The 26,091-nt window shown below is 64.8% G+C and carries 26 protein-coding genes; 8 read left to right on the top strand and 18 right to left on the bottom strand.

The window, feature by feature from the left end:
* Positions 1-24: 24 nt before the first annotated feature.
* Genes AXYL_RS30665 through AXYL_RS30655 form a run of 3 tightly spaced genes read right to left on the bottom strand, consistent with a single transcriptional unit; the run spans position 25 to position 3,745 of the window.
* The gene (locus AXYL_RS30665) at positions 25-954 is read right to left on the bottom strand and encodes a branched-chain amino acid ABC transporter permease (RefSeq protein ID WP_013396773.1); all 930 of its coding nucleotides are present in this window, start codon (positions 952-954) and stop codon (positions 25-27) included.
* An 11-nt stretch (positions 955-965) separates the two neighbouring features.
* On the bottom strand, positions 966-1,763 hold the full coding sequence (locus AXYL_RS30660; protein WP_013396772.1) for an ABC transporter ATP-binding protein: 798 nt from the start codon (positions 1,761-1,763) through the stop codon (positions 966-968).
* Positions 1,764-1,768: 5 nt separating this feature from the next.
* Complete coding sequence (locus tag AXYL_RS30655; RefSeq protein ID WP_041654496.1) at positions 1,769-3,745, bottom strand: AMP-dependent synthetase/ligase; 1,977 nt, start codon at positions 3,743-3,745, stop codon at positions 1,769-1,771.
* A 169-nt stretch (positions 3,746-3,914) separates the two neighbouring features.
* Between AXYL_RS30655 and AXYL_RS30650 the strand changes: the two genes are divergently transcribed.
* The 3 genes from AXYL_RS30650 (at position 3,915) to AXYL_RS30640 (ending at position 5,710) form a co-directional block, all read left to right on the top strand.
* Positions 3,915-4,619: a Crp/Fnr family transcriptional regulator gene (locus tag AXYL_RS30650; RefSeq protein WP_013396770.1), complete on the top strand. Its 705-nt coding sequence runs from the start codon at positions 3,915-3,917 to the stop codon at positions 4,617-4,619.
* Between the two features lie 60 nt (positions 4,620-4,679).
* Entirely contained in the window at positions 4,680-5,141 is a 462-nt protein-coding gene (locus tag AXYL_RS30645) for a MarR family winged helix-turn-helix transcriptional regulator (protein ID WP_013396769.1), read from the top strand.
* Between the two features lie 143 nt (positions 5,142-5,284).
* The gene (locus AXYL_RS30640) at positions 5,285-5,710 is read left to right on the top strand and encodes an organic hydroperoxide resistance protein (protein ID WP_013396768.1); all 426 of its coding nucleotides are present in this window, start codon (positions 5,285-5,287) and stop codon (positions 5,708-5,710) included.
* Between the two features lie 899 nt (positions 5,711-6,609).
* On the opposite strand, the gene AXYL_RS30635 is transcribed toward AXYL_RS30640, so the two are convergent.
* The 7 genes from AXYL_RS30635 to AXYL_RS30605 all read right to left on the bottom strand — a co-directional run bounded on the left by AXYL_RS30635 (position 6,610) and on the right by AXYL_RS30605 (position 13,833).
* Positions 6,610-7,332, bottom strand: coding sequence for an ABC transporter ATP-binding protein (locus AXYL_RS30635; RefSeq protein ID WP_013396767.1), 723 nt, complete (start codon positions 7,330-7,332; stop codon positions 6,610-6,612).
* A gap of 18 nt (positions 7,333-7,350) precedes the next feature.
* Complete coding sequence (locus AXYL_RS30630; protein ID WP_013396766.1) at positions 7,351-9,273, bottom strand: ABC transporter permease subunit; 1,923 nt, start codon at positions 9,271-9,273, stop codon at positions 7,351-7,353.
* Positions 9,274-9,276: 3 nt separating this feature from the next.
* Complete coding sequence (locus AXYL_RS30625) at positions 9,277-10,149, bottom strand: branched-chain amino acid ABC transporter permease (RefSeq protein ID WP_013396765.1); 873 nt, start codon at positions 10,147-10,149, stop codon at positions 9,277-9,279.
* A gap of 142 nt (positions 10,150-10,291) precedes the next feature.
* Positions 10,292-11,455, bottom strand: coding sequence for an ABC transporter substrate-binding protein (locus AXYL_RS30620; RefSeq protein WP_013396764.1), 1,164 nt, complete (start codon positions 11,453-11,455; stop codon positions 10,292-10,294).
* Between the two features lie 330 nt (positions 11,456-11,785).
* Complete coding sequence (locus AXYL_RS30615; protein ID WP_013396763.1) at positions 11,786-12,727, bottom strand: LysR substrate-binding domain-containing protein; 942 nt, start codon at positions 12,725-12,727, stop codon at positions 11,786-11,788.
* A 52-nt stretch (positions 12,728-12,779) separates the two neighbouring features.
* Positions 12,780-13,091 (bottom strand): antibiotic biosynthesis monooxygenase family protein, encoded by a 312-nt coding sequence (locus AXYL_RS30610; RefSeq protein ID WP_013396762.1) that lies wholly within the window; start codon positions 13,089-13,091, stop codon positions 12,780-12,782.
* 109 nt (positions 13,092-13,200) lie between these two features.
* On the bottom strand, positions 13,201-13,833 hold the full coding sequence (locus tag AXYL_RS30605) for a LysE/ArgO family amino acid transporter (RefSeq protein WP_013396761.1): 633 nt from the start codon (positions 13,831-13,833) through the stop codon (positions 13,201-13,203).
* A gap of 147 nt (positions 13,834-13,980) precedes the next feature.
* On the opposite strand from AXYL_RS30605, the gene AXYL_RS30600 reads away from it, so the two are divergent.
* Positions 13,981-14,880 carry a LysR family transcriptional regulator ArgP gene (locus tag AXYL_RS30600; protein ID WP_013396760.1) on the top strand — a complete coding sequence of 300 codons (900 nt, stop codon included), beginning with the start codon at positions 13,981-13,983 and terminating at the stop codon, positions 14,878-14,880.
* Between the two features lie 19 nt (positions 14,881-14,899).
* Entirely contained in the window at positions 14,900-15,400 is a 501-nt protein-coding gene (locus tag AXYL_RS30595) for a copper chaperone PCu(A)C (protein WP_013396759.1), read from the top strand.
* Positions 15,401-15,588: 188 nt separating this feature from the next.
* Here AXYL_RS30595 and gdhA read toward each other — a convergent pair whose 3' ends face one another.
* Entirely contained in the window at positions 15,589-16,935 is a 1,347-nt protein-coding gene (gene gdhA / locus AXYL_RS30590; RefSeq protein ID WP_013396758.1) for an NADP-specific glutamate dehydrogenase, read from the bottom strand.
* Between the two features lie 429 nt (positions 16,936-17,364).
* Positions 17,365-17,976, bottom strand: coding sequence for a LysE family translocator (locus tag AXYL_RS30585; RefSeq protein WP_013396757.1), 612 nt, complete (start codon positions 17,974-17,976; stop codon positions 17,365-17,367).
* Positions 17,977-18,081: 105 nt separating this feature from the next.
* Between AXYL_RS30585 and AXYL_RS30580 the strand changes: the two genes are divergently transcribed.
* A complete protein-coding gene (locus tag AXYL_RS30580; RefSeq protein WP_013396756.1) occupies positions 18,082-19,005 on the top strand; it encodes a LysR substrate-binding domain-containing protein in 924 nt (307 codons plus the stop codon).
* Here AXYL_RS30580 and AXYL_RS30575 read toward each other — a convergent pair.
* On the bottom strand, positions 18,987-19,775 hold the full coding sequence (locus AXYL_RS30575; protein ID WP_013396755.1) for an exodeoxyribonuclease III: 789 nt from the start codon (positions 19,773-19,775) through the stop codon (positions 18,987-18,989). The genes AXYL_RS30580 and AXYL_RS30575 overlap by 19 nt on opposite strands.
* Before the next feature lie 132 nt (positions 19,776-19,907).
* On the opposite strand from AXYL_RS30575, the gene pyrE reads away from it, so the two are divergent.
* Positions 19,908-20,591 carry an orotate phosphoribosyltransferase gene (gene pyrE / locus AXYL_RS30570; protein WP_013396754.1) on the top strand — a complete coding sequence of 228 codons (684 nt, stop codon included), beginning with the start codon at positions 19,908-19,910 and terminating at the stop codon, positions 20,589-20,591.
* Between the two features lie 49 nt (positions 20,592-20,640).
* Here pyrE and AXYL_RS30565 read toward each other — a convergent pair whose 3' ends face one another.
* From AXYL_RS30565 to gatC, 5 genes are all read right to left on the bottom strand, one after another.
* A complete protein-coding gene (locus AXYL_RS30565; RefSeq protein WP_013396753.1) occupies positions 20,641-21,108 on the bottom strand; it encodes a type II toxin-antitoxin system VapC family toxin in 468 nt (155 codons plus the stop codon).
* Entirely contained in the window at positions 21,105-21,350 is a 246-nt protein-coding gene (locus tag AXYL_RS30560) for a hypothetical protein (RefSeq protein ID WP_013396752.1), read from the bottom strand. Before AXYL_RS30560 ends, AXYL_RS30565 begins: the two co-directional genes overlap by 4 nt.
* Before the next feature lie 129 nt (positions 21,351-21,479).
* Complete coding sequence (gatB, locus tag AXYL_RS30555; RefSeq protein ID WP_013396751.1) at positions 21,480-22,937, bottom strand: Asp-tRNA(Asn)/Glu-tRNA(Gln) amidotransferase subunit GatB; 1,458 nt, start codon at positions 22,935-22,937, stop codon at positions 21,480-21,482.
* 4 nt (positions 22,938-22,941) lie between these two features.
* Positions 22,942-24,477 carry an Asp-tRNA(Asn)/Glu-tRNA(Gln) amidotransferase subunit GatA gene (gene gatA / locus AXYL_RS30550; RefSeq protein WP_013396750.1) on the bottom strand — a complete coding sequence of 512 codons (1,536 nt, stop codon included), beginning with the start codon at positions 24,475-24,477 and terminating at the stop codon, positions 22,942-22,944.
* Positions 24,478-24,480: 3 nt separating this feature from the next.
* Positions 24,481-24,789, bottom strand: a complete 309-nt coding sequence (gene gatC, locus AXYL_RS30545) for an Asp-tRNA(Asn)/Glu-tRNA(Gln) amidotransferase subunit GatC (protein ID WP_013396749.1) — start codon at positions 24,787-24,789, stop codon at positions 24,481-24,483.
* Positions 24,790-25,016: 227 nt separating this feature from the next.
* Between gatC and AXYL_RS30540 the strand changes: the two genes are divergently transcribed.
* The gene (locus AXYL_RS30540) at positions 25,017-26,060 is read left to right on the top strand and encodes a rod shape-determining protein (protein ID WP_006216320.1); all 1,044 of its coding nucleotides are present in this window, start codon (positions 25,017-25,019) and stop codon (positions 26,058-26,060) included.
* Positions 26,061-26,091 lie beyond the last annotated feature (31 nt).

Genomic DNA, 26,091 nt, shown 5'->3' with positions numbered 1-26,091 from the left:
TTTTATCCTAGAGGGCCTGTGGGCTCAGACACGGTCGATGATCTTCTCGCCGAACAGCCCTTGCGGACGGAACAGCAGGAACACCAGCGCCAGCACATAGGCGAACCAGATTTCGATACCGCCGCCTACCAGCGACCCCAGATAGACCTCGGACAGCTTTTCGCCCACGCCGATGATCAGGCCGCCCAGGATGGCGCCCGGCACCGAGGTCAGCCCGCCCAGGATCACCACCGGCAGCGCCCGCAGCGCCGCGGTGGACAGCGTGAACTGCACGCCGAACTTCGAACCCCAGATGATCCCGGCCACCAGCGCCACCAGCCCCGCCACGCTCCAGACGATCACCCAGATGCGGTTCAGTGGAATGCCGATGGATTGCGCGGCCTGGTGGTCGTCGGCCACCGCGCGCAGAGCGCGGCCGGTCGAGGTGTACTGGAAGAACAGTGCCAGCGCGGCCACCAGCAGGGCAGCGATCACCGCCGCTGTCAGGTCTTCCAGGTTGATCAGCAAGCCGCCCTCGAAGACCGAATCCAGGATCATCAGCGGATCCTTGGGCATGCCCACGTTGATGGAATACACCGAACTGCCGAAGGTGATCTGGCCCAGGCCATCCAGGAAGTAGCTGATGCCCAGCGTCGCCATCAGCAGGGTGGTGGCTTCCTGGTTGACCAGGTGGCGCAGCACGAAGCGTTCGATGGCGACCGCCAGCAGGAACATCACGATGGCGCTGACGATGAAGGCCAGCACGTTGGCCAGGATCATGTTGTCAAAGCCGAACCAGCGCGGCAGCCATTCCGAGAAGCGCGCCATGGACAGCGCGGCGACCAGCACCATCGCGCCCTGTGCGAAGTTGAAGACGCCGGATGCCTTGAAGATCAGCACGAAGCCCAGGCCGATCAGCGCATACAGCATGCCGCTCATCAGGCCGCCGAATAAGGTCTCTAGAAAAAATCCCATGTCTGTCCGCCTTAGTGCGACACGCCGAGGTAGGCGCGGATGACGTCTTCGTTTGCGCGGACCTCGTCCGGCTTGCCGTCGCCGATCTTCTTGCCGTAGTCCAGCACCACCACGCGATCCGAGATGTCCATGACCACGCCCATGTCGTGCTCGATCAGCACGATGGTGGTGCCGAACTCGTCGTTCACGTCCAGGATGAAGCGGCTCATGTCCTGCTTCTCTTCGATGTTCATGCCGGCCATCGGCTCGTCCAGCAACAGCAGGCGCGGCTCCATCGCCAGTGCGCGGCCCAGGTCCACGCGCTTTTGCAGGCCGTAGGGCAGGCGGCCGACAGGCGTCTTGCGGTAGGCCTGGATTTCCAGGAAGTCGACGATGTTCTCGACGAACTCGCGATGCTGGATCTCTTCGCGCTCGGCCGGGCCCAGGCGGAAGGCCTGCGCCAGCAACCCGCACTTCATGCGCAGGTTGCGGCCGGTCATGATGTTGTCCAGCACGCTCATGCCCTTGAACAGCGCCAGGTTCTGGAAGGTGCGGGCGATGCCCATTTCGGCGGCGCGGCGCGGATTCATGCGCGAGAAGCGCTCGCCGCGGAACTCGATGCCGCCTTGCTGCGGCGTGTAGACGCCGTTGATGACGTTGAGCATCGAGCTCTTGCCGGCGCCGTTGGGGCCGATGATGGCGCGGATCTCGTGTTCGCGCACATTGAAGGAAATGTCCGTCAGCGCCTTCACGCCGCCGAAGGACAGCGAGATATTCTGCATGTCCAGCATGACGTCGCCGATGCGCTGGTCGCGGTCGTTGTTGCTCATGATCTCTACGCGGCCTTGGCGGTGATGGCGGGGAAGGTCTTGACCGGGCGGATCTTCAAGTCCGCCGAGATCTTGCCGGTGCGTCCGTCTTCGAATTTCACTTCGGTCTCGATGAACTGCGACTGCTTGCCGCCGAACAGCGCGTCGATCAGCACGCCGTACTTCTGCGCGATGAAGGCGCGGCGCACCTTGCGCGTGCGGGTCAGCTCGTCGTCGTCCGGATCCAGTTCCTTGTGCAGGATGAGGAAGCGGCTGATCTGCGAGGCCGACAGCTTGGGATCGGTGGCCAGGTCGGCGTTGACCTGTTCCACGCATTCCGCGATCAGCTGGTAGACCTCGTCCTTGGACGCCAGGTCGGTGTAGCCGGCATAGGGCATGCCGCGGCGTTCGGCCCAGTTGCCCACGGCTTCCAGGTCGATATTGATGAAGGCGCACACGTCCTCGCGGTTGGCGCCGAAGGCCACCGCTTCCTTGATGTGCTGGAAGAACTTGAGCTTGTTCTCGATGTACTTGGGCGCGAACAGGCTGCCGTTGGCGAGCTTGCCCACGTCCTTGGCGCGGTCGATGATCTTCAGTTGGCCGTCGGTGTCCAGATAGCCCGCGTCGCCCGTGTGGAACCAGCCATCGGCGCTGCGCGCTTCGGCGGTCGCTTCGGGGTTGCGGTAGTACTCCTTGAACAGGCCCGGGCTCTTGACCAGGATCTCGCCGTTGTCGGCCACGCGGATCTCGACGCCGTCGACGGGCGGACCCACGGTGTCGTCGCGCACCTGGCCGTCGGGCTGCACGCAGACGAAGACCGAGGTTTCCGTGGAGCCATAGAGCTGCTTGAGGTTGATGCCGATGGAGCGGTAGAACACGAACAGGTCGGGGCCGATGGCCTCGCCCGCGGTGTAGGCCACGCGTACCCGGCTCATGCCCAGCGCATTGCGCAGCGGACCGTAGATCATCATGTTGCCCAGCGCGTAGCGCAGGCGGTCCCAGGCGCTGACTTGTTCGCCGTCCAGGATCCTGGTGCCCACGCGGCGCGCGAGCTTCATGCAGGCCGCGAACAGCTTGCGCTTGATCAGCCCCGCGTCTTCCATGCGGATCATCACATGCGTCAGCAGGCCTTCCAGCACGCGCGGCGGCGCGAAGTAATAGGTGGGGCCGATGTCGCGCATGTCGATCGACACGGTGTCAGGCGATTCGGGATGGTTCACCGTAAAGCCCGTGACCAGCAGCTGCGTGTACGAGAACATGTTCTGGCCGATCCAGGCAGGCGGCAGATAGGCCAGCACGTCTTCCTGGTCGGTCAGCTTTTCCATTTCGGACACGGCGCGCGCGCGGTCGATCAGCGCATGGTGCGTGAGCACCACGCCCTTGGGCTTGCCGGTGGTGCCCGACGTATAGAACATGGCGGCCGGATCATGCGGCTGCACGGCGGCGACGGCCTGGTCGAAGAAGCCGGGATGCTGCGCAGCGTATTCGCGGCCCAGTTCCTCCAGCTGTTCATACGAACGCAGCATCGGGTCGGTGTAATGGCGCAGGCCGCGCGGATCGTCGTACACCACGTGCTGCAAGGCAGGGCATTGCTCGCGGACTTCGAGCATCTTGTCGACCTGTTCCTGGTCTTCGACGATGGCCACGGTGATCTCGGCGTCCTGCAGCACGTAGACCATTTCCTGGGCGACGGCGTCCTGGTAGAGCGGCACCGGTATGGCGCCCAGCGACTGCGCGGCCATCATGGCCATGTACAGGCGCGGACGATTCTCGCCGATGACGGCCACGTGCATGCCGGGCTTGATGCCCAGCGCGGCCAAGCCATGCGCGACGTGCCGGACATGCTCAGCCACTTCGGACCACGTAAGGGTTTGCCAGATCCCCAGATCTTTTTCGCGTATGGCGGGCCGCGACCCGCGAACGCTGGCATGCGTGAACAGCAGCGCCGGAAAGGTATCCAGCGCAGCCGGCATCCGTGCAGATGCGGGCGGTGTATGTGCCACGATGTCTCCTCCGGTTTGGGCGCATCGGGCCAGGAGTCCGCGTAAGCGGCGGTGGCGATGAAGCGCTTGACCAGTTGGTTTTAGATTTACGGCAGGAGTTAAGGTATAAGGTTGGGTTGCTACCAACTGTCACCATCGCGACATTCAAGGAACTTTTAGGGTATTCCCGATGCAGCTAGCCGACTCCCTGCAACTCGCCGCCGCCTGGTTTCGCGTGCTCAGCCGCGATCAGCAAGAACGCGTCGAGCGGGACCTGACCGTGCAGCAGGTGGTTGCCGGGTCGATCATAGAGCGCAAAGGTGAACTCGCACAGGCTTGGATAGGCGTGCTGGCGGGGCTGGTCAAGGTTTCGGTGGGTAACGCCGAAGGCAAGGTGGCTTCACTGACTGGCGTGCCTGCCGGCGGCTGGATAGGTGAAGGCTCGCTGCTCAAGCGCGAGATCCGCAAGTACGACATCGTTGCGCTGCGGGATTCGGTGGTGGCGCGCCTGCCGGCCGCCACCTTCGACTGGCTGCTGGACAGCAGCATCCCGTTCAACCGCTATCTGCTCCACCAATTGAATGAGCGCGTGGCGCAGTTCATCGGCAAGGCGGAGTACGACCGCCTGCTGGATCCTGACGCGCGCGTGGCCCGCTGCCTGGCCGAGCTCTTCAACCCTTTGCTGTATCCCGGCATGGGCATGCGCCTGGCGATTACGCAGGAAGAGGTAGGCTATCTGGCCCGGGTATCGCGGCAGCGCGCCAACCAGGCGCTGCGCAAGCTGGAAGAGGCGGGTCTGTTGAACGTGGAGTACGGCGCGGTCCGGGTGCTGGACCTGGATGGCCTGAAGCAATACGGGTCGGATCGTGCGGCGGTCGAAGGAGAACCGGCCTAGTGCACAGGCCGTTCGAAAAAAAAACTTGACGATAAATAGCGCGCTATTTAATATTGCGCAATGAAATCACGATCCAAACCCAAGGCGGCATTCAATCCGCTGCTGCTGGACAGCCAGTTGTGTTTCGCCCTGTATTCGACCTCGCTGGCGATGAACAAGGTGTACCGCAAGCTGTTGCGCGGGCTGGACCTGACCTATCCGCAGTACCTGGTGATGCTGGTGCTGTGGGAGGGCGACGAGATCACGGTGACGGATATCGGCGAGCGCCTGTTCCTGGATTCCGCGACCTTGACGCCGCTGCTCAAGCGGCTGGAAGCGGCGGGCCTGGTGACGCGCCAGCGCGCGGTCGAAGACGAGCGCCAGGTGATCGTCGGCCTGACGCGCCAGGGCCGCGAGCTGCGCGCGCAGGCCGAGGCGGTGCCGCATTCCATTGCGGATGCCGCGCAGTGTTCGCTGGAAGAGGCGCAAGGTATGATGAAAACGCTGCATGCGCTACGGCAGAAGCTGACCGCAAGTCTTTGAAGTGGCGGGCAAGGCCCGCCATCGTCAGATTCAATAAATAGTGCACTATTTAATATTGCACTATTTAATTAGTAAGGGCGAAGACGGGATGTTCCCGCCGGGCCTGGCAGTCCAACCTCCATTTCCATGAAAGGAAACGCATCATGTCTATCGAAAAAGTGCTCTACCGCGCTCATGCGCACGTTACCGGCGGCCGTGAAGGCACGGGCGCCACGGACGACGGCAACCTGAACGTCAAACTGACGACCCCGAAGGAACTGGGCGGCGCGGGCGCGGCCGGCACCAATCCGGAACAGCTGTTCGCGGTGGGCTATTCGGCATGCTTCATGGGCGCCATGAAATTCGTCGCCGGCCGCGACAAGATCGCCATGCCGTCGAATGCGACGATTGACGGCGCTGTTGGCATCGGTCCTATTCCTACGGGGTTCGGGATCGAAGTCGAATTGAAGATTTCGTTGCCGGGGATGGAGCGGGCCGAGGCTGAGAAGCTGGTGGCTGCGGCGCATATCGTTTGCCCTTATTCGAATGCTACGCGTGGGAATATTGACGTGACGTTGACGATTGTTTGATAGTTGACGATTGTCTGATCGTTGATTGATGTGCTGTTGGCGGGCGGCCTTGTTCGTAGGCCGCCCGTCGTCGCGTGCGGCGTGGCGGCTCGCGCCCACGATTGCGGTCCGGAGCGTTCGCTCCGGACTGCCCCTTCGTCATCTTCGTCAAGGCCTTCGGCCTTTCCTTCAGATTCCCTCGGGCGCATCGAGGTTGCGAGCCGCCACGCCGCACGCGACGACGGGCTACGTACGTCTTGGCCTGTCGCGCAGCTAGATCCGTGGTCGGTGCCGAGTCTTGTGTTGCCCGTCATTTACGGCCGCGCGGGCGGCCGTAAATGACATACGTGATTTACAAAATTTCTATAGTGTTCGCTGTCGCGAATGTGGACAGCTGTTTTCTGATGGCATCGCCGTCCAGGGGGTGGGGCGGTGATGGGCGGCGCGCGTTGGGCAATGGCTTGCGCACGCAGAGCGTCTCGCGCGCGCCGCCCATCCGGCGCCGGAGTTGAATTGCAGGTGTTAGGCAGAGCTGAGCTGAATAGACGTTCTGCCGCAGCCACTGCGCGCAGCGCCATCACGCGACGCAAGACACCGCGTAAGCCCCAAGAGGCCGCCCGGGCGGCCGGCCTGGTGCGGGCCCCGCAAGACACGCCACCACACCCCGATGCGGAAAAAAACGCCAAGCACACAGACCGCCCCAGCGTCCGTAAAGATTCAAGCAGCACAGCCTGCCGCGTCGGGGACTCGCGTAGGGTGGGGCGTCGATAAGCCCGAGGGAATCCGAAGGCAGTCGCCGGAGGCGACAACGAGGATGACGAAGGGGAAGTCCGGAGCGAACGCTCCGGACCGCAATCGTTGCCCCGCCCTACGCGAGTCCCCGACGTGGCAGGCGTCTCAAGAACTCAACACTGAAGCCCTCAATGCGATCCACCCAAATAAGCCGCCACAACAGCCGGATCATGCTTCAACTTATCCGCACTCCCATGCACAGAAATCCGCCCGTTCTCCAACACATACCCATAATCCGCCACATTCAACGCCGCAGCAGCAAACTGCTCCACCAACAGCATCGTCACTCCTTCATCCTTGAGCCGCGCGATGATCCGGAACACTTCTTCCACCAGGATCGGCGCCAGCCCCATTGAAGGTTCGTCCAGCAGCACCAGTTCGGGATTCAGCATCACCGCGCGCGCCATGGCCAGCATCTGCTGTTCACCGCCCGACAACGTGCCGGCCAGTTGATCGCGGCGTTCCTTCAAGCGCGGAAACAGATCCATGGCCCGGCCCAGGTCGGACTGCACGTCGCCCTTGGGACGGCTGCCCGTCAGGCGCGGGAACGCGCCCAGCAGCAGGTTGTCGGTGACCGACAGCGTCGGGAACACGCGCCGGCCTTCGGGCGAGTGCGCCAGGCCCAGCCGCGCGATGCGGTGGGACTCCAGGCCGTCGATGCGCTTGCCGCTCAGCGTGACCTCGCCCGCTGTGGGGCGGATCATGCCGGACAGCGCCCGCATCGTGGTGGTCTTGCCGGCGCCGTTGGAGCCGATCAGCGTCACCACCTTGGCCTTCGGCACCTCCATGCTGATGCCGTGCAGCACCTTCACCTTGCCGTAGCCCGCTTCCAGATTCTTGATCGATAGCATCTTGTTGTCCCCTTGGCGTCAGGCGGGCGCGCCGCCCAGATACGCCTCGATGACCTTGGCGTTGCTTTGCACTTCGTTGGGCAGGCCCTCGGCGATCTTCTGGCCGAAGTCCAGCACCGACACGGTGTCGCACACCCCCATCACCACGTCCATGTGGTGTTCGATGAGGATCAGCGTGATGCCGTGGTCGCGCACCTTGCGGATGATGGCCAGCAGCTCGACGATGTCGGGCGCGGTCAGGCCGGCCGCGGGCTCATCCAGCAGCAGCAGTTGCGGATCCAGCGCCAGGGCGCGGGCGATTTCCAGCAGGCGCTGCTTGCCGTAGGGCAGGTTGCGGGCTTCCTCGCTGGCCAGGGATTCCAGGCCCACGAATTCCAGCAGCGCCATGGCGCGGGCGCGGGCGCCCTGTTCCTCGCCCTTCCATTTGGACGTGCGCAGCGCGATGCCGGCCAGGCCCGTGGTAAAGGTATGGTGCAGGCCGACCAGCACGTTCTCCAGGGCCGTCATTTCGCCGAACAGCTGCACGTTCTGGAAGGTGCGCGCGATGCCGGTCTCGGCGATGTCGGCCGGGGTCATGCCGACCAGCGACTTGCCCGAGAATTCCACCGCGCCGGCGGTTGGCACGTAGATGCCCGTCAGCACGTTCATCATGGTGCTCTTGCCGGAGCCGTTGGGTCCGATCAAGCCATGGATGGTGCCGCGCTTGACGGTCAGGTCGACCTGGTTCAGCGCCTTCAGGCCGCCGAACTGCATCAGCACACCCTTGGCCGCCAGCAGCGTGTCGCCCTTGCCCTTGGCCGCATCGGGCACGGCTTCCTGCTCTTTCACCAGGTCCGATTTGACCGAGAGCGCGGCGCGGCGGTTGGAGAAGAACAGGTTGCGCACGAAGCCGACTATGCCGTCGGGCAGGTAGTAGACGACGAACAGGATCATGGCGCCGAAGATCGTCAGGCGCCAGTCGGTCACCACCTCCAGCCAGTACGAGAACACCGCCAGCAGGATGGTGCCTACGACCGGCACGACGACGCGGCGCGGCTCGGTGCGGCCCTTGGAGATCGCGATCACGCTGCCGACAGTGACCAGGATGGCCACGCCCAGCGCGATCAGGCGGAAGGTCGAGATGTCGTCCAGCATCTTGGGCAGCAGCACGATGATGGAAGCGCCCAGCAGCGCGCCCGTGCGGCTCTTGCGGCCGCCCATGATGATGGCCAGCAGGAACAGGATGGTCAGTTCGAAGTTATAGGTATTGGGCGAGATGTACTGTTCCGAGTACGAGTACAGCGCGCCGGCCAGGCCGGCGAAGCCGGCGCTGATGACGAAGGCGAACACCTTGTGCCGGTAGACCGACACGCCCATGCAGTCCGACGCGATCGGGCTGTCGCGCAGGGCCTCGAACGAGCGGCCCAGGTGCGACTTGAGGATGCGGTGCACCACGATCAGCGACAGCACCAGCAATGCGGCGACCAGCCAGAAGTACTCGCTCTTGGTCAGCACGTGGCCCGCGATGGCGGGTTTGGAGATCTTGATGCCCAAGGGCCCTTCGGTCATGAAGGTCATCTCGTTGATCAGGATCTGGATGATGGTGCCGAAGGCCAGCGTCACCATGGCCAGGTATGGCCCCGTGACCCGCAGCGCCGGCAGCGCCAGCACCGCGCCGAAGGCCGCCGCGATCAGGATGGCGGTGGGCAGGATGACCCAGATCGGCATCTGCAGGTGGAAGAACAGCACGCCGGCGACATACGAACCGATGCCGAACAGGCCGGCGTGGCCCAGCGAGACCTGGCCGGTATAGCCCACCACGATATCGAGCCCGAACAGCAGGATCGAGTAGATCATGATGGTTTCGATCAAGTGCAGATAGTACGTGTTGGTCACGCCCAGCGGCACGGCGGCCAGGCAGGCCACCGCCACGATGGATAGCAGGAGGTGCAAGGGTTTCATCGCTTACACCTTCTTGATCGCGGTCTTGCCGAACAGGCCGGCGGGCTTGAAGGTCAGTACGAGCAGCAGCAACACCAATCCCGGCACGTCTTTGTACCCCGTCGAAAGATAGAAACCGGTGGTCGTTTCGGCGATCCCCAGGATCAGCCCGCCCACCACCACGCCCATGCCGCTGGACAGGCCGCCGATGATGGCGACGGCGAAGGCCTTCAGGCCCAGCACTGCGCCCATGGTGGCGCCGGTCAGGGTCAGGGGCGCGACCAGCACGCCGGCGAACGCTGCTGTCAGCGAGGACAGCGCGTAGGAAAACGTGATGACCATGCCCGTGTTGATGCCCATCAGGCCGGCGGCGTCGCGGTCGTTGGAGGTGGCGACGAAGGCCTTGCCGTAGATGGACTTGCGGTTGAAGATTTCCACCAGCAGCATCATGGCCAGGGCGCCGAACACCACCAGCAATTCCATGGGCAGCACATTGGCGCCCAGTACCTGGATCGGCGCTTCCGGCAGCGGCGAGGGGAAGCGCAGATCGTCGCGGCCCCAGATGTTCTCGGCCACGTTCTTGAAGATGATGCCCAGCGCGATGGTGGCCATGATCCAGCCGAACTCCGAGCGGGTCTTGATGGCGGGCCTGACGCCCACGCGCTCGACCAGCGCGCCTTGCGCGAATCCGAAGATGCAGACGATGGGTATCATCACCCAGTAGTTCACGCCCAGGCCGACCAGCGTCAGGCCGACCAGTGCGCCCAGCATCAGGGCTTCGCCCTGGCCGAAGTTCAGGGTGCCCGACGTAGCGAACGTGAGCTGGTATCCGAACGCGATGACGGCATAGATCATGCCCAGCGCGATACCGCTATAGATGAGCTGTAGAAGAATCATGGTGTGTGTCGTGTAGCGCTGTGGTTCCGTCCCAACCCCCTTGGGCAGAACGCGGTTTTCAGGCGGCGGCAGACCCGCGCCCTGGCAGGCAGGGCGCGGATGGCGGCGGCCGGGCAGCCGCCGCCGGATGTGCTGCGGGACCTTAGTTGGCCTTGATCACGCGGCCGCCCTTGACTTCGCCGATGACCACTTCCTTGGCGGTGATGGCGTCGTGGTTGTTTGCGCTGAAGGGCTTGTTGTAGGTCATCACCACGCCCTCGACGGGCGTCTGCAGGTTTTCGAGGGCCTCGCGGACCTTCGGGCCGTCGGTGGAGTTGGCCTGCTTGAAGGCCGCGGCCAGCAGATAGATGGAGTCATAGCCCTGGGCGGCCGACACCGGCGAGTCGATGCGGTTGTTCTTGGGCTTGAACTTGGCCAGGTAGGCGTCGATGAAGGCCTTGCGCTTGGGCGTGTCCGGGTCCTGGATGAAGGTCTGCGGCATGCGCGCGCCTTCGCCGTTGGTACCGGAGTTGTCAATGTAGTTGGCCATGGACAGGGTCCAGCTGCCGATGATCGGCACCTTCCAGCCCAGCTTGGTCATGCCGTTGGCGACCTGCGCCAGTTCGGGGCCGATGCCGTAGGTCAGCACGGCTTCGGCGCCGGCGGCCTTGGCCTTCAGCAGCTGGGCCGTCATGTCGACGTCCTTGATGTTGAATTTTTCGACGGCCACGGGCTTGATGCCCTTGGCGTCCAGGGCCTTCTCCAGATCCTCGCGGCCGAGCTGGCCATAGTTGGTGGAGTCCGCCAGGATCGCGACTTTCTTGAAGCCGCGGCGGGTCACCGCTTCTTCCACGATCATCGGGGCCTGGATGCTGTCGTGCGCCGCGTTGCGGAACACGTAGTTGTTCGGGTATTCCGGCGCCTTGAACTGGTGCGTGATGACGCTGCCCGTGGCCACGTTGTTGAACACGGGGATCTTGGCGTCCTGGTAGAAGCGCTGGGAGGCCAGCGCCACGCCGGTATTGATGTAGCCGACGGTGGCTGCCACTTGCTCTTTATTGATCAGTTCTTGCGCGATCTGCACGCCGCGCTCGTTCTTGGCCTCGTCGTCGCGTTCCACGGCGATCAGCTGGCGTCCCATGACGCCGCCGTTCTTGTTGATTTCTTCAATGGCCAGGCGCACGCCGTCGCGCATGCTGACGCCCATGGAGGACGAACCACCGGTGTAGGGGCCGGCTACGCCGATCTTGATGGGGTCGGCGGCGTGGGCCGCGGCCGTTGCGGCAAATGCAAGGGTTCCTGCGAGCAGCTTCAAACGAAAATCCATTGATGTCTCCGTTGTAATTGGTAGAACTGCGTGGAAAACCGTGTGCCGGCGCCAGGCGGCGGAAATCAATTGCTGCGGCGCTCTCCTGTGTGGCGTGTCGTGACTGTCTGCCTAATCACTTACGCGAAACTGACCCGACGGGGTTTTTCCGCGTAAATACCTAGTACGGACGCACGAGGATTCCTGTCATGCGCTGCGGCGCTGCCTGGGTGTGAAAGGGGGAAGTAGGCTGCGTGCCGTGGCGGGCATGGGCGGGACATTGCATTGGCCGCATCCTAGCCAGCGCGGCGGCGGGCTGCGCGGAATTTCATTCCGCCCCTGCCTGGAAATTTATTCCTGACGGGCTGGCAGGCCGCGTGGCCATTGGGAGACCTGTTTGCACACGCCTTCCAGCCATAGGGAAAACGCTTGGACCGCCTTGCCTGGCGGCCGCGCGGTTTCGGTGCACAGGTAATACTGGGCCTCGCCGGGGATTTCGATGTCCAGGACGCGCACCAGCTTGCCTTCGTCCAGCCATTCCGCGGCCAGCGCGCGCCGCGTGAGCGCAAGGCCTTGGCCGGCGCGCGCCGCCGCCAGCATGATGCCCAGGTCTACAAGCCACACGCCGCGCGCGGGTTCGGGCCAGTCCAGTCCGGCGGCGGCCAGCCATGGCCGCCAAGGCTCCATGGGACAGCGCAGCAGTTGCGCCCGCGCCAGGTCCGCGGGTCGCTCGAAGGGACCATGCTGGTCGCGGTAGCCGGGCGCGCAGACCGCGAAAACCGGATCCGCCGTCAGCTGGCGCGCGTTCAGGCCGGGGTACTTGCCGCTGCCGAAGCGCACCCAGACGTCGGCATTGGGCGGCATGATGTCCAGGTAGGGGATGGACAGCATGATTTCCAGTTCCACCTCGGGATGGGCCGCGGTGAAGCCGGGCAGGGCGGGGATCAGCACCTGGCGGGCGAAGGTGGGAGTGGAGACGACCCGCAAGGGTTCGAGCTTCGGTTCGCCGCGCTTATGCAGCGACGCGTCCGACAGCAGATCCAGCGCGGTGCGCACCTGGTCCAGGTACTCGCGCCCGGCAGAGCTCAGCGTCGCGCCGCGGCTGCTGCGGATGAAGAGGGTGACGTCCAGCATGGCCTCCAGCGCGGCAATGCGCTTGCCGATGGCGCTGGCGGTGACGAAGAGTTCCTCGCTGGCGCGCTCGAAGGAGCCCAGGCGGGCGGCCGCTTCGAAGGCCTGAATGGCTGCCAGGGGCGGCAGGCGCACATCTTTGGAGGGGGAGGGACCGCGCATGATCGTCTGGCGGGCCGGTGTTGCGCCCGACGAAAGAATGGCAACCGGCAGATTATAAGGACGGCGGCGTCAGCCCTTCGCCGTAACGCCTGAGCACCTGGGAGATCTCCACGCGGTAGCCGTCGAGCCACCGCGATTGCGCGGCCTTGGCTTGCAGGTGCGCGGGGTGTCGGATCAATTGCTCCAGCGCTTCCAGCGATTCCCAGTAGTAGACGTTGGAGATCAGTCCGCGGGCCGCATCTTCCCAGCTTTCTTCGCCCAGATAGCCCGGAATGGCCCGGGCGGCGGCGGCGATGGCCTGGTCCAGGCGATGGAAATCATCGTCGAATTGCTTCTTGGCGAAGATGAAGGTGGAGCTGTACATGGTGGGACTCCGGGCGTGGCTGGGGTCGCAAGCAAACCGGCCGCCGGGAAGTCCGGGCGGCCGTTCGGGGAAACTGTGGGAGGCGTGGCTTAAACGCCTTCGGAAGTCCTTATACGCCCTTGAGCGCCAGGCTGACCGCCAATGCGGCCATGACCACCGCGATAAGGCCGTCCAGCACGCGCCAGGCCGAGGCGCTGGCGAAGAACGGGGCGAACAGGCGCGAGCCGATGCCGAGCACCGCGAGCCACAGCAGGCTGGCGGTGAAGGCGCCGGCAGCGAAGGCCATGCGTGCGTCCTCGAAGCCGTGCGCCAGCGAGCCGACCACCACCATGTCCAGCCAGAAGTGCGGATTCAGCAGCGAAAAGCCCAGCGCGCCCAGGATGGCGGCGCGGCGCGACGGCACCACGTCGCGGGCGGCAGCCAGTCCGCCCGTGGCGGTCCAGGCGCGGCGCGCCGACTGCAGCGCGTACCAGGACAGGAAGGCCACGCCGAACCACAGCACGGCGGTCGTCAGCCAGGGGAACCAGGAGGTCAGGGCTTGCAGGCCGGAGACGCTGGCGAAGATGAAGATGGCGTCGATCAGCGCGCAGATGGCGACCACGCTCAAGAGGTGCGCGCGCATCAGGCCCTGGCGCAGGATGAACGCGCTTTGCGCGCCCACGACCGCGAACAGGCCCAGCCCGGTGGCCGTGCCGCTGGCCCAGGCAGTGAAGAAAAGGGGGGATGACAACGTGGCGAACATGACCTGCACCTGTGCTGCTACGCCTGTGGCGGCGTTTGGATGACAACGCCGGGCGCTCGCAGCGCTCCGGTAACAAGGCCATTTTCGCTTGCAGTAGATATGAAATAAAGCTAATTTTCCTTCACTATCTTAAGCAAAACTAATCTTATGAAAATCGATCACGGCAACCTGCGCGCCCTGGCAGCGGTAGTGCGGGAAGGCAGCTTCGAGCGGGCGGCGCTGTCGCTGAGCGTCACGCCGTCGGCAGTGTCGCAACGGATCAAGGCGCTGGAGGACCGCATGGGCCGGCTGCTGGTCCAGCGCACCGTGCCGGCGGTGGCCACGGCGGACGGCCAGGTGCTGGTGCGGCTGGCCGAGCAGACGGCGCTGCTGGAGCACGACGCGCTCGACCGCCTGGGCGTGGCGGACGACGATGTGCCCTATGCCAGCATTCCGGTCGCGGTCAATCACGACAGCCTGGAGACCTGGTTCGTCGACGCGGCCGTGCAGTTCGCGGCGCGCACCCGGGCCACGCTGGACATGCAGTCCGAAGACCAGGACCACACCGCGACGCTGCTGCGCAATGGCTCGGTGCTGGGCGCCGTGACCGCCCTGGCCGAGCCGGTCCAGGGCTGCCGCATCCATGCGCTGGGCAGCATGCGCTATGTCGCGACCTGCACGCCCGAATTCCACAAGCGCTACTTCTCGCAGGGCGTCAACGCCCAGACGCTGGCGCAGGCGCCGGTGCTGGTGTTCAACCGCAAGGACGCGCTGCAGGCCCGCTTCGCGCACAAGATCGCGGACCCCGCGCCTTGGCAGCCGCCGGTCTGGTGGGTGCCTTCCACCCGCGCGTTCGTGCAGGCCACGCTGGGCGGCCTGGGCTGGACCATGAATCCGCTGCCGCTGGTGCAGGAACACCTTGATGCAGGTCAGCTGATGCTGCTTCGGGGCCGCGCCTGGGAGGACGTGCCGCTGTATTGGCAGCATTGGCGGGTAAACTCCGAAGCGATGGAAGCCCTGACGGATTCGGTCCTGTCAGCTGCCCGCAGCCTGGTCAGGCGGCGTTAACCCCCTAGGAGAACAACCCATGAACATCCGCAAGTTCGCTGTCATCGCCGCCCTGGGCCTGTGCACGGCCGGCTCGGCTTGGGCGAAGGACTACAAGGTTGGCCAGATCGAGGTCGACGACCTCTGGGTGCGCGCCTCCGCGCCCGGCCAGTCCAATGGCGCGGGGTATATGGACATCGACAACGATGCCAAGGCTGCTGACCGCCTGCTGTCGGTGTCGTCCGACGCGGCGGAGCGCGTCGAGTTGCACACGGTCCAGACCGAGAACGGCGTCTCGAAGATGCGCCAGGTGGAAGGCGGCATCGCGCTGCCGGCCGACACCGAGGTCAAGCTCAGCCCGGGCGGCTACCACGTCATGTTCATCAAGCTGAAGGCCCCGTTCGCCGAAGGCGGCACGGTCCCGGCTACGCTGAAGTTCGAAAAAGCCGGCGAAGTCGCCGTGCAATTCAAGGTCAAGCCGGCCTCGCATAACCCCGGCATGGACCACGGCGCCATGAATCACGGCACGATGAAGCACTAAGCGCCAGGCGCTGCCCGCGCCTGAAAAACTAAGCCGGCCCATGGGCCGGCTCAGGTGGATTCCTGTCAACGAGGCAGGTCCGCCCCGACACAACAGGTCTCCCCCAATCGGGGCCGCGCGGAGCCGGGCTCTGCCGGTCCGCTGCGGCGCCCCCTGGGGGGAAGCGCGCAGCGCTTCGGGGGGGGGGCTTAATACAGCCCTTGCTGACGCATCGCGTCAGCCACCTTCACGAAGCCGGCAATGTTGGCGCCGTCCAGGTAGTTCACGTACTCGCGTTCGCTGTGGCCGTGGCGCACGCAGTTCTCATGGATGTCGCGCATGATGGCGTGCAGGCGCGCGTCGACTTCCTCGCGCGTCCAGGCCAGGCGGGCCGAGTTCTGGGCCATTTCCAGGCCGGATACGGCCACGCCGCCGGCGTTGCTGGCCTTGCCGGGCGCGTACAGCACGCGGGCGGCGATGAAGGCCTTGGCGGCTTCCAGCGTGGCCGGCATGTTGGCGCCTTCGGCGACGCACAGCACGCCGTTCTTGATCAGCGTTTGCGCATCGGCCAGTTCCAGTTCGTTCTGGGTGGCGCAGGGCAGGGCCACGTCCACCGGCACGTGCCACGGGCGCTTGCCGGCTTCATAGACCAGGCCGAACTGGCGGGCATACGTGTCCAGGCGGCCGCGCAGGTCGTTCTTGATGTGCATCAGCGCCACCAGCTTCTCGTGCGTGAAGCCGGCTTCGTCGACCACCGTGCCGTTAGAATCCGAAATCGTCACGACCTTGGCGCCCAGCGCCATGGCCTTTTCGATCGCGTACTGGGCGACGTTGCCCGAGCCCGATACGGACACGCGCAGGCCGTCGAAGGACTTGCCCACGCGCTTGAGCATTTCTTCAGCGAAGTACACGGTGCCGTAGCCGGTGGCTTCGGGGCGGATCAGGCTGCCGCCGAAGGTCAGGCCCTTGCCGGTGAACACGCTGGCGGTCGAGTTGGACAGCTTTTTCATCATGCCGGCCATGAAGCCGACTTCGCGCGCGCCCACGCCGATGTCGCCAGCCGGCACGTCGGTGTCCGGGCCCAGGTGGCGGTACAGCTCGATCATCAGGGCTTGGCAGAAGCGCATGACTTCAGCGTCGGACTTGCCCTTGGGGTCGAAGTCGGAGCCGCCCTTGCCGCCGCCCATGGGCAGCGTGGTGAGCGAGTTCTTGAGGGTCTGCTCGAAAGCCAGGAACTTCAGGATGGACAGGTTCACCGAGGGGTGGAAACGCATGCCGCCCTTGAAGGGGCCGATGGCCGAGCTGTGTTGAATGCGGAAAGCGCGGTTGACCTGGGCCTGGCCGCGGTCATCGGTCCAGCACACGCGGAACTGAATCACGCGTTCCGGCTCCACCAGGCGCTCGAGCACGGCGTGCTCGGCGTAGTGGGGGTGCTTTTCGATGAAAGGCCACAGGCTCAGCATCACCTCCTGGACGGCTTGCATGAACTCAGGCTGCTGCGGGTCGCGCGCGGCGACGCCACGCAGGAAGTCGTCCAGACTCTGCACTTTCAACATGATCTCCTTGGGGGTGCTTCGAATAGGTGCGGACTGCGCCGGATTGGGGCGCGAAAATTCTTTTTTGGTGCATGGACGCACCTGTATGGTGCGGAATTGTAGGGGTAAATTGCTGCCCTGCGCAAAGCCCAAAAATGGTGCCATCACCTTGATATCAAAGCACTTTTTCTTCTAATTTATTGGGGGCATATAAAAGTGGGGAATCAAGGTTGAGTCGCCTTGAATTGTGGGTTCTCAACGAAGACTATTGAATTTCCTAGGGAATTAAATATGTCCCCATTTATTTTCATAGAGAGTTCATAGGGCCTTCCGAATTGTTGGAAAGGAAAGGCAGACCCGTTCGGGTAGTTTTTGGCTGGCTGGAGGAGCGATACTGATTTAATGCGTCCCCATTATTTGTTTGAGCAAAATCACGTCCCCTCTGCGGGATTACAGTTGTACGACGGCCAGCGCCGCGCCCAGCGCCATCAGGACGGCTCCCACCACACGGTCGGCCGCAAGCTGATGATCCAGCAGCATCCGCCGCAGGAAGGGCGAGGACACCGACCACGCCACCGCGCCGAACCAGATCCAGTGCGCCAACGACATGAACAGGCCATAGCCGAACTGCCAGGCCAGCGGCGTGCCGGGCGACACCACCTGGGTATAGGTGCTGACCACGAACAACGTAGTCTTGGGATTCAGCGCATTGGTCAGAAAGCCGCTGTATAGCGCTTGCCAGCCCGAGATAGGGGGGCGCTCCGAAAGGTCGCGGCTGACCTGGGTGCGGTTGAAGAAGGTCTTCCAGCCCATGTAGATCAGATAGCAGGCGCCCGCCAGTTTGATGCCCTGCAGCACGGGCTGTGCGTAGTGCGCCAGCAGGCTGACCCCGAACATGGTGTAGAACACGTGCACCTGCACGCCCAGCGCGATGCCCAGCGCGCAGATCAGGCCGGTGCGCCGGCCGAACAGATAGCTGTTGCGCGTGACCATGGCGAAGTCCGGCCCGGGGCTGATGACGGCAAGTATGGTGATGAGGGCGACGGCGATCAGTTCGGTCATGGCGGCAGCAGGTTGCTAAACGGAGCCGGCATTGTGGGACGCTGGCGCCCGCTGGAAAAACGATTTCTAATGTCGGATATACGTGAGAAAAAATCACCTTTTGCCATGAAGCTGCCGCCGCTCAATACTTTGCGCGTGTTCGATGCCGCTGCCCGCCACCTGGCGTTTGGCAAGGCGGCCGAAGAGCTGCACGTGACCCATGGCGCCGTCAGCCGGCAGATCCGGCTGCTCGAGGACGCGCTGGGCCTGGCGTTGTTCGAACGCCGCAATCGGGCTGTTTTTCTGACCAATGCGGGCAGGCAGCTATTCGAGGTGACGCGCGCCCTGTTCGAGCAGTTGGCGGCGGGCCTGGCCAAGCTGCGCCAGCCGGCGGCGGATGCGCCGCTGGTGCTGTCTTGCGAGCCCACCATCGCCATGATGTGGCTCATCCCGCGGCTGCCGGACTTCCAGCGCGCCCATCCCGGCGTGCAGGTGCACCTGTATGCGGCAGGCGGTCCCGTGGATTTCGTCACCCAGGGCGTGGACGTGGCGTTGCGCCGCAATGACTTTGACTGGGATGCTGCCCTGCATGCCGAGCGGGTGTGCGAGGAATGGACGGGGCCGTTATGCCGGCCGGGCTTGGTCGGCGCGGATCCGGCTGCGGATGATTGGGGCGGCGCGCCTGCGCTCAGCAGTGCGACCCGTCCGCAAGCCTGGCGGCATTGGGCGCGGGCGGCAGGCATGAAGCCCCCGCGCCGGTCCGGGCCGGCCTACGAGCATTTCTATCTGAGTTTGCAGGCTGCCGCCGCAGGCCTGGGTGTGGCGATAGGTTCCGCCTTGATGGCGTGCGACGCCTTGGGCGATCGCCGGTTGGAGGCGCCTCGCGGTTTTGCCCGCGACGGCTCGGCCTATGTGTTGCTGTCGCCCCGGCCCTGTTCAGAAGATCCGCGGGCGGAAGCCTTTCTGGAATGGTTGCGCCGGGAAGCCGCCGCATCGCTACACGAGGCGGTGGGCGGTCCGGCGGATGCCGCTCAGAGCGTGGCGTCGTAGTCGATCGTCAGGGGGGCGTGGTCCGAGAAGCGCTCGTCCTTGTAGATGGCCACGTTGCGGGCGCGGGCGGCGATGCCCGGCGTGGCGATCTGGTAGTCGATGCGCCACCCCACGTTCTTGGCCCAGGCCTGGCCGCGGTTGCTCCACCAGGTGTACTGGTCCGGGCGGTCGTCGATGGTGCGGAACACGTCGACGAAGCCGCGCTTGTCGAACACGTCGGTCAGCCAGGCGCGCTCTTCGGGCAGGAAGCCCGAATTCTTCAGATTGCCCTTCCAGTTCTTCAGGTCGATTTCCTTGTGCGCGATGTTCCAGTCGCCGCAGATGATGAACTCGCGGCCGGTGGTCTTGTGCTCGTGCATCAGGGCGTCGATCCAGGGGCCGAAGCGGTCCAGGAAGCGGTACTTGGCCTGCTGGCGCTCGTCGCCGCTGGAGCCCGAGGGCAGGTAGGCGCTGATGACCGACAGGTTTTTCCAGTCGGCGCGGATGATGCGGCCTTCGGGGTCGAATTCTTCGCAATCCAGACCGGTGTTGACGCGTTCGGCCGCGTCGCGCAGGTAGATGCCCACGCCGCTATAGCCCTTCTTCACGGCATGGTGGAAGTGGCCGGTATAACCGGGCGGGTGGCGCAGGTCGTCGGTCAGGTCCTCGTGGGATACCTTGATCTCCTGCAGGCAGAGCACGTCGGCTGCATGCTTTTCCATCCAAGGTTGCAGGCCCTTGCGGAAGGCGGACCGGATGCCGTTGAGATTGATCGACGTAATGCGCAGCAAAGCGAAACTCCTGTTGGGCGGCCGCGAGGGCCGGGACAATGCCAGCAATTTAACCGACTCGGCGCGGCTGTCCGGGAATAGCCCCGACAGCGGATAAAATGCCTGCGTTTGCCATCTACCGGACCTTTACGCATGCCCGCCGCCCATTCTTCCGCCACCGCCCTGGATTTCGTCCGCTTCGCCTTGAACGAGGGCGTGCTGCGCTTCGGCAGCTTCAAGGTCAAATCGGGCCGTATCAGTCCCTATTTTTTCAATGCCGGACTGTTCAACAGCGGACGCTCGGTCGGCAAGCTGGCGCAGTTCTACGCCCAGGCGCTGCTGGATTCGGGGGTGGAATTCGACATGCTGTTCGGTCCGGCCTACAAGGGCATTCCGCTGGGCACGGCGACCGCCATTGCGCTGGCGGGCCACCCCGGCATGAAGGGCGGCGACGTGCCGTTCGCGTACAACCGCAAGGAAGCCAAGGACCACGGCGAAGGCGGCACCCTGGTGGGCGCGCCGCTCAAGGGCAAGGTCGTCATCATTGACGACGTGATCACCGCGGGCACCTCGGTGCGCGAATCGGTGGAGATCATCCGCGCCGCCGGCGCCGAGCCGGCCGCCGTGCTCATTGCCATGGATCGCATGGAGCGCGCGGGTCCGGACGACGCCCTGTCGGCGCATTCCGCCGTGCAGGACGTGGCCAAGACTTATGGCATTCCGGTGGTGGCGATTGCTTCGCTGGCGGATATCCTGGCGCTGCTGCAGGACGACGCTTCGTTCGCCGAGCACCGCGAGGCGGTGTTGGCGTATCGGACGAAGTACGGGGTGAAGTAAAGCCTGTCCTCAGCGAGTGCAGGTAGTGGGGCGGCCAGGTGCCGCCCTTTTATCCATAGCTTGCCGCTGGCTCAGCGACCCCATGGGGTTGGCCGAAGACGGCCACGCCGCTCGCTCGGGCGGCATCCGCCAGCTTGCGGTCGAAGGTGGCCAGATAACCGTTGGTTCTTTGGGCCAGTTCGAGATAACTGGCATCGTAGACGGTCAAGCCGTGCGTTCGAGCCAGCAGATAGCTGCGGGCAACGCAGGAAGATGGGGCAGCCGGGTCTGGAAGTATGGGCAGGCGTTCGAGAAGCTGTCTGAACGATAACAACTGACCCGCCGATGCTCGTTGGCCGCGCTCGGCGCGCAACATGCCGTTCGCGACTTCCGTGTGCCAGATGGGGGGCACCGTGTTTTCAGACTCGTGAGCAGTTTCCAGCAGATGCCGGGCTATCAGTGCTTCGTGGGCGTCCGCGCGGTCGATCAGCCATGCGAGGGCAAGCGAGGCGTCCGGTATCAAGCGGATCGGATTCATTCCCGGCCCTCTTCGATCCAGGAACGGATGACTTCGTGCGGGACGGCCGGCGCGGGCGTGAAGCATTTCATTGCCTCAAGCGCATCATGCGCGTCCAGCGACGTTGTGGGCAGGGCGGGGGTCAGCCTGGCGCAGAGCACGCCGTCCAGTGAAATGATGAAATGCTGGCCCTCTCGGACCGCTTGCAGGTGGTCGGCAAACCGATGCAGCAGGTCGCTGCTGCTGATTTCCAGGTAATTCATGTCCGAGTCTCCGGTCGAAATCGACCAGATCATTCTTGGATAAACGAAGGGCCGCGGCAATACGCCGCGGCCCTTCGTTTCGTCTGATACTTCCTGAGCGCACCGTTGCGAGGCGCGCCCGGTCCAGGATCAGCTATCCAGCTTCTGCTTCAACAGATCATTCACCTGCTGCGGGTTGGCCTTGCCGCGGGCGGCCTTCATGATCTGGCCCACCAGCGAGTTGAACGCCTTCTGCTTGCCGGCCCGGTACTCTTCCACGATGGCAGGATTGGCGGCCAGCACCTCGTCGATCATGGCGCCGATGGCGCCGGTGTCGCTGATCTGCTTGAGGCCGCGGGCGTCGATGATGGCATCGGCCTGGCCGCCGTTTTCGCCGGCCCACATGGCGCCGAAGACTTCGCGGGCGATCTTGTTGGAGATGGTGCCGTCGATGATGCGGCCGATCAGGGCGGCCAGCGCCGGCGCCTGCACCGGCGAGTCGGCGATGCTCTTTTCGTCCTTGTTCAGGGCGGCGGAGACTTCACCCATGACCCAGTTGGCGGCCAGCTTGGCCTGGCCGGCCGGCAGCGCGTGCGCCACGGCCTCGAAGTAGGCGGCGAGGTCGCGGCTGACGGTCAGCTGGGCGGCGTCGTAGGCGGGCAGGCCGTACTCGGATTCGAAGCGCGCGCGCTGGGCGGCCGGCAGCTCGGGCATGGCGGCGCGGACCTCGTCGACCCAGGCGCTGGAAATCACCAGCGTGGGCAGGTCGGGGTCGGGGAAGTAGCGGTAGTCGTGCGCGTCTTCCTTGCTGCGCATGCTGCGCGTCTCGTCGCGGTCGGCGTCGTACAGGCGGGTTTCCTGGACTACCGTGCCGCCGTCTTCGATCAGCTCGATCTGGCGCCGCGCTTCATAGACGATGGCGCGTTCCAGGAAGCGGAACGAGTTGACGTTCTTGATCTCGGTGCGGGTGCCGAATTCCTTTTGGCCCACCGGTCGCACGGACACGTTGGCGTCGCAGCGGAACGAGCCTTCCTGCATGTTGCCGTCGCAGATGCCCAGCCACACGACCAGGCTGTGCAGGGCGCGGGCGTAGGACACGGCCTCGGCGGCCGAGCGCATTTCCGGCTCCGTCACGATTTCCAGCAGCGGCGTACCGGCGCGGTTCAGGTCGATGCCGCTGGCGGGCGCGCCGTTGGCCAGATTGAAGTCGTCGTGCAGGGACTTGCCGGCGTCTTCTTCCAGGTGGGCACGCGTCAGGTTGACGGTTTTCTCTTCCTCGCCCACGAAGAACGACAGCGAACCGCCCACCACCACCGGCAGCTCGTACTGGCTGATCTGGTAGCCCTTGGGCAGGTCGGGGTAGAAGTAGTTCTTGCGCGCGAACACCGAGCGCGGCGCGATGGTGGCGCCCACGGCCAGGCCGAAGCGGATGGCGCGTTCGGCGGCGCCGCGGTTCATGACCGGCAGGCTGCCCGGCAGGGCCAGATCGACCACGTTGGCGTGGGTATTGGGCGCGGCGCCGAATTCGGTGCTGCTACCCGAAAAAATCTTGGAGTCCGTGGAAAGCTGCGTATGCGTTTCCAGGCCGATGACGATTTCCCAGTTCATGTTGTCAGCCTTGCTGGACCGGGGCACGCGTGTGCCAGTCCGTCACTTGTTGGTAGCGGTCGGCGATGGCCAGCAGGCGGCCTTCGTCGAAGTAGTTGCCGATGATCTGCAGGCCTACCGGGCGCTGGTTGCCAGCGCCACCGAAACCGCAGGGGATCGACATGGCGGGCAGCCCGGCCAGGCTCACGCCCAGGGTGTAGACGTCCGCCAGCCAGTCGGCGGTGGGATCGTCGCGGTTGTCGCCGATGTTCTTGGCCACGGTGGGCGTCACCGGACCCATGATCACGTCGCACTGGTCCGCATAGGCGCGCTGGAAGTCCTGCGCGATCAGGCGGCGCAGACGCTGTGCCTGCAGGTAGTAGGCGTCGTAGTAGCCATGGGACAGCACGTAGGTGCCGATCAGGATGCGGCGCTTGACCTCGTCGCCGAAGCCTTCGGCGCGCGAGCGGCTGATCATTTCGTTCAGGTCGCCGTACTGGGCGGCGCGGTGGCCGTAGCGCACGCCGTCGTAGCGTGCCAGGTTGCTGGAGGCTTCGGCGGGGGCGATGACGTAATAGGCGGGAATGGCCAGCTCGGTGCGCGGCAGCGACACCGGCACGCGCACGGCGCCCAGCGCCTCGAATTGGGCCAGCGCGGCTTCGACCGCGGCGGCCACGTCAGGCGCCAGGCCGGCGCCGAAGTATTCGGCGGGCACGCCGATGCGCAAGCCCTTCAACGGTTGGCTGCCGGCGGCGTCGAAGCGGCCCTGGGCCGCCTCGAAGTCGCGCCGGACGCGGCCGGGCTCGTTGGTGGCGGCGTCGCATTTTTCCAGGCTGGTGGCGTCGCGCGGGTCGAAGCCGCTGATGACGTCCAGCAGTTCGAGCAGGTCGCGGGCGCTTTCGGCCAGCGGGCCGGCCTGGTCCAGGCTGGAGCCGAAGGCCACCATGCCGTAGCGGGACACGGTGCCGTAGGTGGGCTTGATGCCGCTGACGCCGCACAAGGCGGCGGGCTGGCGCACCGAGCCGCCGGTGTCGGTGCCGGTGGCGGCGGCCACCAGGCGGGCGGCCACGGCGGCGGCCGAACCGCCCGAGGAGCCGCCAGGCACGGCGGCGTGGTCCCAGGGGTTCTTCACGGCGCCGTAGGCGGAGTTCTCGTTGCCGGAACCCATGGCGAATTCGTCGCAGTTCAGCTTGCCGAGCGACACGGCGCCGGCCTCGCCCAGGCGCTCTACGACGGTGGCGTCGAACGGGCTGACGTAGCCCTCGAGCATCTTGCTGCCGGCGGTGGTGCGCCAGCCGCGGGTGACGAAGGCGTCCTTGTGGGCGATCGGGATGCCGGCCAGCGGGCCGGCCGAGCCGGCAGCCAGGGCTGAGTCGGCGGCGCGGGCCTGGGCCAGCGTCAATTCGGCGTCAATATGTAAAAAGCAATTCAGGCCGCTGGCCGTTTCGGCGGCCGCCAAGGCGCTTTGGGCGAGCTCGACGGCGCTGACCTGGCGTTGCGCAAGGGCCGCGCGCAGGGCGGCGATCCCCTTGAATTGGGTGTGCAGAGCGGGTTTCGTCATGACTTAATCCAGGACCTTGGGAACCAGGAACAGGCCTTCCTGGGCGTCGGGGGCGTTGGCCAGCAGCTCTTCGCGGCGGGCCTCCGAGCTGGGTTCGGTCACGGCATCTTCACGCAGTCGCAGCACGATGTCTTCGTGGGCGGACAGCGGGTGGGCCAGGGGTTCGACCCCCTGGGTGTCGACGGACTGGAGCCGTTCGATCAGGTGGAGGATGCCGTTGAGTTCGGCCTGCGCGAGGGTGCGCTGGTCGGGGGTCAGTTCGATTCTGGCCAGCCGGGCAATGCGGGCCACATCTGTGTCATTGAGCGCCATGGGGGATTGCAAATCGATAAGCGAAGGCCGAGGGGCGGGAGAGGGCAGTATGCATATGCCGAACCCGTTACAAAGCTTGAATAGCCTGCATTTATGCGCTATTTCCGGGGAAATTATAAGTTATGATTCACGGTTTAATCGCCGTGATGACAGGCGGACCCGTTGTTTTACGGGCCCTACGCCCCGCGGCATGTACCTCATTCCCCCCAGAATTTAGCTGAGCTCCCATGTTCGGATTCCTGCGCAGTTATTTTTCCAGCGATATGGCGATCGACCTCGGTACCGCCAATACGCTGATTTACGTCCGCGGCAAGGGCATCGTGCTCGATGAACCGTCCGTGGTCGCAATCCGTCATGAAGGCGGTCCCCACGGCAAGAAGATCATCCAGGCCGTCGGGCACGAAGCCAAGCAGATGCTTGGCCGCGTTCCCGGCAATATAGAGGCCATCCGGCCCATGAAGGACGGCGTCATCGCCGACTTCACGGTCACCGAGCAGATGCTCAAGCAGTTCATCCGCATGGTGCACCCCCGCAACATGCTGGCGCCCAGCCCGCGCATCATCGTTTGCGTGCCCTGCGGCTCCACCCAGGTTGAACGCCGCGCCATCCGTGAATCGGCCCTGGGCGCGGGCGCGTCCCACGTCTTCCTGATCGAAGAACCCATGGCCGCGGCCATCGGCGCCGGTCTGGCCGTGTCCGACGCCAGCGGCTCCATGGTCGTCGACATCGGCGGCGGCACCACCGAAGTGGCGGTCATCTCGCTGGGCGGCATGGTCTACAAGGGCTCGGTGCGCGTCGGCGGCGACAAGTTTGACGAAGCCATCGTCAACTATATCCGCCGCAACTACGGCATGCTGATCGGCGAACCCACCGCCGAACTGATCAAGAAGGAAATCGGCTCGGCGTTCCCGGGTTCCGAAGTCCGCGAGATCGAGGTCAAGGGCCGCAACCTGGCCGAAGGCGTGCCGCGCAGCTTCACGGTCTCGTCCAACGAGATCCTGGAATCGCTGACGGATCCGCTGAACCAGATCGTTTCCGCCGTGAAGATCGCGCTGGAACAGACTCCGCCCGAACTGGGCGCCGACATCACCGACAAGGGCATCGCCCTGACCGGTGGCGGCGCGCTGCTGCGCGACCTGGACCGCCTGCTGCAGGAAGAGACCGGCCTGCCCGTCGTGGTCGCGGACGATCCGCTGACCTGCGTCGTGCGCGGTTGCGGCGAGGCGCTGGAACACCTTGAGAAACTGGGCGCCATCTTCATCAACGACTAATTTTGCCCGCCAGCCCGGAGCCCCGCTTTTT

Source organism: Achromobacter xylosoxidans A8, assembly GCF_000165835.1.
GTDB lineage: Bacteria > Pseudomonadota > Gammaproteobacteria > Burkholderiales > Burkholderiaceae_B > Achromobacter > Achromobacter xylosoxidans_B.
Note: the sequence above shows the minus strand (reverse complement) of the source record. Positions and strands in the feature narration are given on the sequence as shown.

Coding starts and splice junctions, on each gene's coding strand:
- pyrE (WP_013396754.1), top strand. CDS start 19,908: ATGCCCGCCGCCCATTCTTCCGCCACCGCCCTGGATTTCGTCCGCTTC.
- AXYL_RS30660 (WP_013396772.1), bottom strand. CDS start 1,763: ATGAGCAACAACGACCGCGACCAGCGCATCGGCGACGTCATGCTGGAC.
- AXYL_RS30635 (WP_013396767.1), bottom strand. CDS start 7,332: ATGCTATCGATCAAGAATCTGGAAGCGGGCTACGGCAAGGTGAAGGTG.
- gatC (WP_013396749.1), bottom strand. CDS start 24,789: ATGGCGCTCAATGACACAGATGTGGCCCGCATTGCCCGGCTGGCCAGA.
- AXYL_RS30540 (WP_006216320.1), top strand. CDS start 25,017: ATGTTCGGATTCCTGCGCAGTTATTTTTCCAGCGATATGGCGATCGAC.
- AXYL_RS30585 (WP_013396757.1), bottom strand. CDS start 17,976: ATGACCGAACTGATCGCCGTCGCCCTCATCACCATACTTGCCGTCATC.
- AXYL_RS30610 (WP_013396762.1), bottom strand. CDS start 13,091: ATGTACAGCTCCACCTTCATCTTCGCCAAGAAGCAATTCGACGATGAT.
- AXYL_RS30605 (WP_013396761.1), bottom strand. CDS start 13,833: ATGTTCGCCACGTTGTCATCCCCCCTTTTCTTCACTGCCTGGGCCAGC.
- AXYL_RS30630 (WP_013396766.1), bottom strand. CDS start 9,273: ATGAAACCCTTGCACCTCCTGCTATCCATCGTGGCGGTGGCCTGCCTG.
- AXYL_RS30640 (WP_013396768.1), top strand. CDS start 5,285: ATGTCTATCGAAAAAGTGCTCTACCGCGCTCATGCGCACGTTACCGGC.
- AXYL_RS30615 (WP_013396763.1), bottom strand. CDS start 12,727: ATGCGCGGTCCCTCCCCCTCCAAAGATGTGCGCCTGCCGCCCCTGGCA.
- AXYL_RS30650 (WP_013396770.1), top strand. CDS start 3,915: ATGCAGCTAGCCGACTCCCTGCAACTCGCCGCCGCCTGGTTTCGCGTG.
- AXYL_RS30665 (WP_013396773.1), bottom strand. CDS start 954: ATGGGATTTTTTCTAGAGACCTTATTCGGCGGCCTGATGAGCGGCATG.
- gdhA (WP_013396758.1), bottom strand. CDS start 16,935: ATGTTGAAAGTGCAGAGTCTGGACGACTTCCTGCGTGGCGTCGCCGCG.
- AXYL_RS30565 (WP_013396753.1), bottom strand. CDS start 21,108: ATGAATCCGATCCGCTTGATACCGGACGCCTCGCTTGCCCTCGCATGG.
- AXYL_RS30560 (WP_013396752.1), bottom strand. CDS start 21,350: ATGAATTACCTGGAAATCAGCAGCAGCGACCTGCTGCATCGGTTTGCC.
- AXYL_RS30580 (WP_013396756.1), top strand. CDS start 18,082: ATGAAGCTGCCGCCGCTCAATACTTTGCGCGTGTTCGATGCCGCTGCC.
- AXYL_RS30620 (WP_013396764.1), bottom strand. CDS start 11,455: ATGGATTTTCGTTTGAAGCTGCTCGCAGGAACCCTTGCATTTGCCGCA.
- gatA (WP_013396750.1), bottom strand. CDS start 24,477: ATGACGAAACCCGCTCTGCACACCCAATTCAAGGGGATCGCCGCCCTG.
- AXYL_RS30595 (WP_013396759.1), top strand. CDS start 14,900: ATGAACATCCGCAAGTTCGCTGTCATCGCCGCCCTGGGCCTGTGCACG.
- gatB (WP_013396751.1), bottom strand. CDS start 22,937: ATGAACTGGGAAATCGTCATCGGCCTGGAAACGCATACGCAGCTTTCC.
- AXYL_RS30625 (WP_013396765.1), bottom strand. CDS start 10,149: ATGATTCTTCTACAGCTCATCTATAGCGGTATCGCGCTGGGCATGATC.
- AXYL_RS30600 (WP_013396760.1), top strand. CDS start 13,981: ATGAAAATCGATCACGGCAACCTGCGCGCCCTGGCAGCGGTAGTGCGG.
- AXYL_RS30645 (WP_013396769.1), top strand. CDS start 4,680: ATGAAATCACGATCCAAACCCAAGGCGGCATTCAATCCGCTGCTGCTG.